This is a genomic window from Nocardioides sp. NPDC057772, from assembly GCF_042798075.1.
Classification (GTDB): Bacteria; Actinomycetota; Actinomycetes; order Propionibacteriales; family Nocardioidaceae; genus Nocardioides.
The window spans coordinates 35,654-44,100 of the sequence record NZ_JBHVKN010000020.1 but is presented as its reverse complement, the minus strand read 5'-3'; the positions used below and the strand labels follow the sequence as shown (position 1 = coordinate 44,100).

At 70.2% G+C, this 8,447-nt stretch carries 8 protein-coding genes; 1 reads left to right on the top strand and 7 read right to left on the bottom strand.

Going from position 1 to position 8,447, the window contains the following annotated elements:
• Positions 1-46 precede the first annotated feature (46 nt).
• Both ACFVJS_RS06250 and ACFVJS_RS06245 read right to left on the bottom strand, forming a co-directional pair.
• Positions 47-1,414 (bottom strand): MFS transporter, encoded by a 1,368-nt coding sequence (locus ACFVJS_RS06250; RefSeq protein ID WP_378878049.1) that lies wholly within the window; start codon positions 1,412-1,414, stop codon positions 47-49.
• Between the two features lie 55 nt (positions 1,415-1,469).
• The gene (locus ACFVJS_RS06245) at positions 1,470-2,468 is read right to left on the bottom strand and encodes an MBL fold metallo-hydrolase (RefSeq protein WP_378878047.1); all 999 of its coding nucleotides are present in this window, start codon (positions 2,466-2,468) and stop codon (positions 1,470-1,472) included.
• A 121-nt stretch (positions 2,469-2,589) separates the two neighbouring features.
• On the opposite strand from ACFVJS_RS06245, the gene ACFVJS_RS06240 reads away from it, so the two are divergent.
• A complete protein-coding gene (locus ACFVJS_RS06240) occupies positions 2,590-3,327 on the top strand; it encodes an IclR family transcriptional regulator (RefSeq protein ID WP_378878045.1) in 738 nt (245 codons plus the stop codon).
• 11 nt (positions 3,328-3,338) lie between these two features.
• Here the strand turns inward: ACFVJS_RS06240 and ACFVJS_RS06235 are convergent, their stop codons facing one another.
• From ACFVJS_RS06235 to ACFVJS_RS06215, 5 genes are read right to left on the bottom strand one after another with little or no spacing between them, the layout of a single operon-like run.
• Positions 3,339-4,721, bottom strand: a complete 1,383-nt coding sequence (locus ACFVJS_RS06235) for a dipeptidase (protein WP_378878044.1) — start codon at positions 4,719-4,721, stop codon at positions 3,339-3,341.
• Positions 4,718-5,779 carry a branched-chain amino acid aminotransferase gene (locus ACFVJS_RS06230; RefSeq protein WP_378878043.1) on the bottom strand — a complete coding sequence of 354 codons (1,062 nt, stop codon included), beginning with the start codon at positions 5,777-5,779 and terminating at the stop codon, positions 4,718-4,720. The genes ACFVJS_RS06235 and ACFVJS_RS06230 overlap by 4 nt, the downstream gene beginning before the upstream one ends.
• Positions 5,780-5,784: 5 nt before the next feature.
• Complete coding sequence (locus ACFVJS_RS06225; protein ID WP_378878042.1) at positions 5,785-6,879, bottom strand: threonine aldolase family protein; 1,095 nt, start codon at positions 6,877-6,879, stop codon at positions 5,785-5,787.
• Entirely contained in the window at positions 6,876-7,601 is a 726-nt protein-coding gene (locus ACFVJS_RS06220; protein ID WP_378878040.1) for an HpcH/HpaI aldolase/citrate lyase family protein, read from the bottom strand. The genes ACFVJS_RS06225 and ACFVJS_RS06220 overlap by 4 nt, the downstream gene beginning before the upstream one ends.
• Positions 7,598-8,317, bottom strand: a complete 720-nt coding sequence (locus ACFVJS_RS06215; protein ID WP_378878039.1) for an aspartate/glutamate racemase family protein — start codon at positions 8,315-8,317, stop codon at positions 7,598-7,600. Before ACFVJS_RS06215 ends, ACFVJS_RS06220 begins: the two co-directional genes overlap by 4 nt.
• Between the last annotated feature and the right edge of the window lie 130 nt (positions 8,318-8,447).

Here is an 8,447-nt window from a genome sequence, read left to right as displayed (position 1 = left end):
GGGCGGCGCTGAGTGGCCGAAGCCGTACGCGTTCCTGACCAGCTGTTCAGACGGCGGGCAGAGTAGAGGCGTCCTCCGCCGGGCTCGCCTCGCCCGTCTGGTCGGTCGGATCGGCGAGGTCGGCACGGTGGGACTCCCCGGCACACCAGATGGCGACCACGCTGACCAGGCAGACCGCGGCCGCGAAGGCCGCCACCAGCACAGGGTTCGAGCCGCCCGCGGCGCCGAGCAGCGACGCACCGATGATCGGCGCGAAACCGGCGCCCAGCGTCGACGCGATCTGGTAGCCCAACGAGGCTCCCGTGTAGCGGGAAGTGGTGCCGAACATCTCGCTGATGTAGGCGGCGAGCGGACCGTACATCGAGGCCTGGAGGATCGGGTTGCCGAGCACGAACCCGGCCAGCAGCAGCCAGGTGGACCCGCTGCCGATCATGAGGAGCACGGGATAGATCAGCACGGCAGTGGCGAGGGCTCCGCTGATCATCACCGGACGACGACCGATCCGGTCCGAGAGGATGGCGAACGCCGGGATCGTGACGATGTGCAGGACGGACGCCAGCCCGTGCATGACCAGGACGGTGGTCCGGCTGTGTCCGGCCTGCATCGCCAGGGAGAGGGCGAAGGTAGCGAGGAGCGACTGGATGACGAACGCGCTGGCGCCACCGAAGCAGGAAAGGATGACCTGGCGGTGCTGCTTCTGCAGCACCTCGACCAGCGGCGGCTTGGTCGGGGCAGGACGGTTGCGCGCCTGCTCGAACATCGGCGACTCGCTGACCCGGAGCCGGACGAACAGGCCGACGGCGACCAGGACCACGCTCAGGAGGAAGGGCACGCGCCAGCCCCAGGCCAGGAACTGGTCCTCGGGAAGCAGGCTGAACAGGGTCAGCACGACGGTCGCGAGCACCGCGCCGCTGGGTCCGCCCATGTTGGCCACGCTGGCGGCGAAACCACGCTTGTCCGGGTCGGCGTGCTCGAGCGCCATCAGCGCGGCACCGCCCCACTCACCTCCGACAGCGATGCCCTGCAGCACGCGCAGCGCGATGAGCAGCAGCGGCGCGAGAGAGCCGATCTGGTCGTACGTCGGGAGCACGCCCACGAGAGCGCTGGCCACACCCATGATCGACATCGTGACCACCAGCATCGACTTACGGCCCAACCGGTCACCGAAGTGGCCGAAGATGATGCCACCCACGGGGCGCGCGAGGTAGCCGGTCGCGAGCGTGCCGAACGAGGCGATCGTACCGACGAGCGGATCGAGGTTGCTGAAGAACAGCTGGTTGAACACCAGGCTCGCGGCGATGCCGTAGAGCAGGAAGTCGTAGAACTCGACGGTGCTGCCGAGGTAGCTCGACAGCAGCACCCGCCGCATGTGGCGACGGTCGCTCTGCGGCTCGGCTGTGGTGGTCTCGGACATGGTTCTTCTCTCCTGTGCGCGATGGGACGGTCGGGTGTGGGCTGGTCTGGACGGGTCAGGGGGAAGTGATCGGGATGCGCTGCAGGTCTTCGCCGATGACGAGCTCGCCGGAGAAGTGCTTGGCGGCCTCGTGCCAGCGCGGCACGTCGATGTCGCCCGGCACGAAGTGGGACAGGACGAGGGTGCGGACACCGGCCCGCTCGGCGATCTGGCCGACCTGCGGAACGGTCGTGTGCGCCGAGAGATGGTGGGCGATCATCGCGCGCTGCTGAACCGTCCGGCCGTTCTCGTAGGCCCGGGCGACGTACTCCTCGTCGATGACCTCGTGCACCAGCACGTCGGCACCGGCGGCCAGGCGCACCAGGTTCTCGCACGGCCCGGTGTCGCCGGAGATCACAACGGATCCGCTCTCGGTGTCGAAGCGGAAGGCGAAGGCAGGGGCCATCGGCGCATGCTGGACCAGCGTGGCCGACACGCGCACCCGGTCGTTCTCGAGCACGACCCAGGGTTCGACGTCGGGAGCGGAGTCGTGGTCCGGATCGATCACGACACCATCGGGAAGATCGATGTCAGCCACGGTGATCAGCTCGCGCGGGTCACGCCGCCTCGTGTCACGCATCCGATCGTTGAGATCGGTGGCATACGCCGCCTCCAGATGACGCACCATCGCGGTGAAGCCCGGCGAAGGCTCCTCCGGACGCACCAACCGCGGGACCGGACCGCCGTCGGCGACCGCGTCCGGGAAGCTCCCGCGCGAAGGCGGACCGAGGCAGATGACCGGCTCGGCGACATCCTCGAGGCCCTCGTACCAGCCGTAGTGCAACAGGTTGGCCAGGTCAGCGGTGTGGTCGGAGTGAAGGTGGGTGACGAGCACCGCGCGCAGCTGTGCCGGGCTGTGCCCGGAGCGCGCGAGCTGCGCGCCCGCACCGTAGCCGCAGTCGACCAGGTAGACATCCCCTCCCACCACCACGGCGGTGGAGATCCCGGAGCGCGTACGACGCCACCGAGGTCCGCCGGAAGTGCCCAGCAGCAACACATAGTCCTGGGAGGTCATCACATCTCCTCGTGTAAATAACGCACGTTGGCGTGTAGATTTAGAACAGAGTGATCCCAGTCACCCTCTTCTGTCAAGAGGCCGCAGGGAACGAGGACCAGCGATGGATACGGTGGAAGCCATGAGCAGCGCCGCCGAGGAGCCACCCACCAGGTCGCGCAACGTAGGCACCCAGACGCTCGCCCGCGGCCTGCGCGCCCTCGAGTTGGTGGCGACCAGCACGGATGGTGTGAGCATCCAGAACGTCGCCGCGGCGCTCGGTGTGCACCGCACCGTCGCCTACCGGCTGCTGAGCACACTGAGCGACTTCCGGCTGGTCACGCGCGGACCTGACGGCCGGTTCCTGCCCGGCGCCGGCCTCACGGCGCTGAGCCAGGGCACGCTGACGAGCTTGCGCGAGGTGGCCTCACCGCTTCTCCGCACGCTCGCGAACGAGCTGGGATCGACGGTGTCGCTGCTTGTCGCGGAGGGCGAGGAGGCCGTGGCGATCGCGGTGGTGGAACCTGTGAATGCGCGCTATCACGTCTCGTTCCGCGAAGGGAGTCGACACCCCTTGGATCGAGGGTCGGCCGGTATCGCGCTGCAGACGCTCTCTCCGCCGAGACCGACGGACCCGACCGACGTGTCCAGAGCGCGAGAGCTGGGTTTCGCCAGCACGCACGGCCAGGTCGAGCCGGGCGCCTACGGGATCGCGGTGCCCCTGCCCGCACGGTCCGGGATGCCGGCCGCCTGCGTCAACGTCATCACCTACCGAGCCGATGTCGCCGAGCGTGCGCTCGGCCCGGTCAGGCAGACCGTCGCGCACATCGCCGAGGCGTTGGGCGCCGGTCCGACACTCGACGATGTCACCGCTGAGTGACTCCCTCAGGGTCAGTCGGCGCGATCAGGCGACCCCAATCGATGCAGGAGCAGCGCCTCGGCCAGGCAGGCGTTGCGGAAGTCGCCCAGATGCAGACTCTCGTCGTAGCCATGTGCGCGCGTGTCCGGGTCCTCGACACCGGTGACCAGGAGCGCCGCGTGAGGGTACGCCGACGCCAGCAGGTGGACCAGCGGAACCGTGCCGCCCACACCGACGGTCACCGGACTCGACTCCGGCCAGGCCGCACCGAGAACGTCGAGTGCCAGCCGGTGCGCGGGGCCGGTGGGATCGGCCGCGAACGGGTGGGCTCTGATACCGGGCATCACGCGTACGCGAGCGCCGAAGGGAACAGTGGCATGGATGTGCTCGGTCAGCGCACGTAGTGCGCGGTCGGGGTCGTCGCCAGGAGCGAGCCGCATCGAGATCTTCGCGCTGGCGGTGGCAGTCAGCGCGCTGGGTGCGTCGGCAACGCTGGGACAGTCGAGGCCGGTGACCGTGATCGAGGGCTGGTTCCAAAGACGGTCTGTGAGGCTGCCGGTGCCTGTCAGGGCGACGCCGGGAAGCAGGCCGGCGTCAGTGCGGAACTGCTGCTCGTCGTACTCGACCGGACTGTGAACAGACCTGGCCACCAGGCCGGGCACCGCGACCGAACCGTCCTCGTCGTGGAGGCTGGCCAGCATCCGAACCAGCACCGCCAAGGCGTCAGGTACGGCGCCGCCGAAAGCACCCGAGTGAAGCGGATGCTCCAAGGTCGCCACCTCGACGGACGTCTCGACCAGGCCGCGCAGCGACACCGTGAGCGCCGGGGTGCCGGCCTCCCAGTTGAGAGCGTCGGCGATCACGACGACGTCGGCGGCCAGCAGGTCACGGTGCTCGGCCAGCAGGGTTGGGAGCGTCGGCGAGCCGATCTCCTCCTCGCCCTCGATGAGGACCGTGACACCCACGGGCAGGTCGGCACCGAGCGCTCGGATCGCAGCGAGGTGGACAGCGAGGCCGGCCTTGTCGTCGGCAGCTCCGCGGCCGTAGAGCCGTCCGTCTCGCTCGGTCGGCTCGAAGGGCGCTCCCGTCCACGCCTCGGGGTCCCCGGTGGGCTGGACGTCGTGGTGAGCATAGAGAAGGACGGTCGGCGCGCCTGGCGGGCCGGGACGATGCCCGATGACGGATGGCAGGCCATCCTCCGCGCGGACGACCACGACGTCGAGACCTTCGACCTCCAGCAGCCGCGCGACCGCGGCAGCGCTGCGCTCGACGTCCGGGCGGTGGCGCGGCAGCGAGCTCACCGACGGGATCCGCACCAGGCTCTCGAGGTCGGCCATCAGCGCGGGCATCCCCGCGTCGATCCGGTCGGCCAGTGTCACGAGGACTGCCGTGCCCGCATCGGCACCGGCAGTCATGAGATCGTTCTCATCCAGCCGTGGCGGTCGGGGGCGGTGCCCTCCTGGATGCCGAGCAGCGCTTCGCGCAGACGAGTGGTCCACGGGCCCGGACGGCCGTCGCCGACCACGAACTCTGCTGACCGCGTACGCACCGTGCCGATCGGGGTGACCACCGCTGCCGTGCCGCAGGCAAAGGCCTCCGTCACCGTGCCGTCCGCCGCTCCGGAGCGCCACTCCTCGAATGAGACCGGCCGTTCCTCGACGCCCAGACCGAGGTCGTCGGCCAGGATGATCAGCGAGGACCGGGTGATGCCCTCGAGAAGGGTGTCGGACACGGGTGGGGTGACCAGGGTCTGCCGGCCGCCGACCTCGCGCACCAGGAAGAGGTTCATGCCGCCGAGCTCCTCGAGCCAGCGTCTCTCGCGCGCATCCAGGAAGACCACCTGCTCCGCACCGTGCTCGGCCGCGACCTGCTGCACCAGCATGCCGGCGGCGTAGTTGCCGGCGCACTTGGCGTGTCCGGTGCCGCCTGGGTGGGCACGCGGATGGTCCTCGGAGACCCAGACCGTGATCGCATCGAAGCCTCCGGTGAAGTAGGGACCAGACGGTGAGGCGATGACCAGGAAGAGATACTCCCGCGCCGGCCGGGTGCCCAAGGTGACCTCGGTGGCGATCATGAACGGCCGCAGGTAGAGGCTGTGCCCGGGCTCTGCCGGAACGTGTTCCCGGTCGGCATCGATGAGCAGCGAGACCGCTTCGACGAAGTCCCCCTCGGGGAGCTCGGGCATCGCCATCCGCCGGGCTGAGGCCATCATTCGGGCCGCGTTGCGCTCGGGCCGGAAGAGGCGTACGCCACCGTCGGGATGCCGGTAGGCCTTCATGCCCTCGAAGATCGCCTGGCCGTAGTGGAAGACCATCGTCGCCGGGCTCAGCGCGAGGTTCTCGAAGCGGCGCAGTCGGGGCCGCTCCCAGCCCCCGGACGTCCAGCGCATCGTCGTCATGTGCGGGGTGAAGACCTGGCCGAAGCCGAGCGCGTCGGCGGGTGCCGTGGGCACGGAGGTTGGCGTGGTTGTCATGGCCATCACGCTAGGAATCCCACCGACTCCGGTGAAGGGGCCTCCTGCACAGCCGGAGCCCTCCGGGCGTGCACTCCGCCCGGCGTCAGCGCTCGCACGGCAGCGAGCAGTCCGTCGACGTCATCCGCCCGGGTATCCCATGCCGTCATCAACCGCACGACGCCGGGACCCCAGTCGCTGAAGGAGTATGTCGCCCGCAGCTGCTCCGCGACTCCCTCGGGGAGGGCGGCGAAGACGGCGTTGGCGTCGACCGGGTGGACGACGCGCACGCCTGGCGTCTCCCGAAGGCCGGCAGCGAGCCGGTCCGCCATGGAGTTCGCCTGGGTGGCGTTGGCGAGCCAGAGGTCGCCGTCGAGCAGAGCGAGCAGCTGCGCCGAGACGTACCGGGTCTTCGAAGGCAGCTGGGTGCTGGCCTTCTGTAGGAAGCCGACGCCGTCCGCCTCCGGATCGAGCACGATCACCGCCTCACCGATCATGCCGCCGTTCTTGGTGATGCCCAGGGAAATCACGTCCGCCCCTGCCGCGGCCTCGGCGAGGCCGACCCCCAGCCGAGCGGCGGCATTGGCCAGCCGCGCGCCGTCGACGTGGACCTTCCAGCCGAGCCGGTGAGCCTCCTCGGCGAGGGCGGCCACCTCGGAGGAGTCGTAGCTGGTGCCGAGCTCGGTGCTCTGGGTCAGCGACAGCACTCCCGGCTGGGCGCGGTGCCGGTTGCGGGCGTCCCGAGCGAGGTCCGCCAGGTCAGCGGGGTCGAGCCGCCCGTCGGTGGTCGGCAGGGTGAGCAGCTTGAACCCCGCGTACTCGGGGGCGCCGCACTCGTCGGTGTGCAGATGGGCGGCGTCCGCACACACGACGGCGGACCATCGTGGCGTCACCGCCTGCAGCCCGAGGATGTTGGCGCCGGTCCCGTTGAACACCGGGAACGTACGCGCGTGCCGTCCGAAGACCTCACGCACCCGCTCCTCGACAAGGGACGTATAGGGATCGGCGCCGTAGCTGGGCAGATGGCCGCCGTCCACCTCCGCGAGCGCCGCGAGGACCTTCGGGTGTGCGGCCGCGCAGTTGTCGCTCGCGAAGTCGCGTCGCGTCTCGCGTTTCCTCATCGTGCCTCCAAGAGCGCCGCCAGACCGGCCCGGAGCGCGGCGGCATCGGTGTCGACGGCGTGCAGGTCGAGCACCGCTCCGCGCTCGTCAAGATCCGCCACCAGGCCCGGATCCCCGGTGAAGGCACCGGTGATCCGACCGTGTCGCCGGGCCGCCGCCAGCGCCTCATGGATGGCGTCCAGCACCTTCTCCGAGCGCACCGGTTTCCCGAGCGAGAGGGCAAGGTCGTAGGGCCCGACGAAGATGCCGTCGATCCCCGGGATCGCCGCGATCTCGTCGGCGGCCGCCAGGCCCCGCCGCGTCTCGACCATCGGCAGCAGCAGGGGTCGCTCGGGCGCGCCGACCAGTCCGGCACGGGCATGCCCGCCGCTGCGCCTTCCTCGTGGCGGTAGATGGGCGGCAGCGACGAGACGCTCGGCCTCCGCCGCCGACTCGACCGTGGGCACGATGACCCCGTCGACGCCGGCGTCGATCGCCCGCGCCAGCGCGGCCGGGTCATGCGAACCCAGCCGGGCCAGCACCGGCGCGTCCGTGGCCCGCAGCAGCGGTGCGAGCTGGGCCAGGTGGAGGTCCCCGTGCTGGAGATCCACGCCGATCCAGTCCGCGCCGCTGCCGGCGACGACCTCGAGGCCGAACGGGGTCAGGAAGGTCACCCATAGCCCGCGGAGCGTGGCCGGCACCCCGGCGCGCAGGCTGTCGGCAAACCCCGGCGCGTCGCTCACGCCGACCGGTCCTTGGCCGGCGGCGGCAGGTACGTCGTCCGACTGGGGGTCACGCCAAGACGGACGCAGCTCTCGAGCCAGGTCACTGCGGCCCCGGTCGGGTCGACGACGGGGACCTTCATCCCGGCCGCGGCCAGCCGGTCCTGCAGCTCGGCGGCGACACCGAGCATGCCGGTGCAGCCGAGCACGATGACGTCGGCCTCGCCGGAGGTGATCGCCTCGACTGCCTGTTCCTCCAGCCGCTGCAGCAGCAGGTCACGATCTTCGAGACCGAGCACCGGCAGGTCAACGACACGGATCGTGCCGATGCGGTCCTGGATGGCGTAGCGACGTGCGAGCGAGCGCAGCATCGGCAGGACGTTGGGGAGCACCGTGATGATGCCGACGCGCTCGCCGAGGCTGAGCGCGGTGAGCACGGCAGGTTCGAAGCCGCCGACTACCGGTGCGTCGATGATCTCCCGGGCGGCGTGCACACCGGGGTCGCCGAAACAACTGATGAAGACCGCATCGACGTCGTCCTCGGCGGCCTGCGCGATCTGCTCGAGGATCCCGGGCGCGGCCAGCGCCTCGTCGTACTCCGACTCGATGCTCGCGGTCCCGCGCGCCAGAACCACTGCGTCGACCTTCGTGTCGGGAGCGGCCCAGCCGACGACCTCGGAACGGACATGATCGATCAGGCTGTCGCCGATGATCGGGAGGATGACTCGGATGTGCATGTCGTCTCCTTGGGTTGGGTGCCACCCGCTGCGGACCATCGAAGGATGAGGGGTGGATGACTCGACGCTAGGTACGCAGCGCAGCCTCCGGAATGTGCGGCCTGCCTGACTGTGCGCTGCCAGGTGGGCG

Coding starts and splice junctions, on each gene's coding strand:
- ACFVJS_RS06245 (WP_378878047.1), bottom strand. CDS start 2,468: ATGACCTCCCAGGACTATGTGTTGCTGCTGGGCACTTCCGGCGGACCT.
- ACFVJS_RS06250 (WP_378878049.1), bottom strand. CDS start 1,414: ATGTCCGAGACCACCACAGCCGAGCCGCAGAGCGACCGTCGCCACATG.
- ACFVJS_RS06225 (WP_378878042.1), bottom strand. CDS start 6,879: ATGAGGAAACGCGAGACGCGACGCGACTTCGCGAGCGACAACTGCGCG.
- ACFVJS_RS06215 (WP_378878039.1), bottom strand. CDS start 8,317: ATGCACATCCGAGTCATCCTCCCGATCATCGGCGACAGCCTGATCGAT.
- ACFVJS_RS06235 (WP_378878044.1), bottom strand. CDS start 4,721: ATGACTGCCGGTGCCGATGCGGGCACGGCAGTCCTCGTGACACTGGCC.
- ACFVJS_RS06240 (WP_378878045.1), top strand. CDS start 2,590: ATGAGCAGCGCCGCCGAGGAGCCACCCACCAGGTCGCGCAACGTAGGC.
- ACFVJS_RS06230 (WP_378878043.1), bottom strand. CDS start 5,779: ATGACAACCACGCCAACCTCCGTGCCCACGGCACCCGCCGACGCGCTC.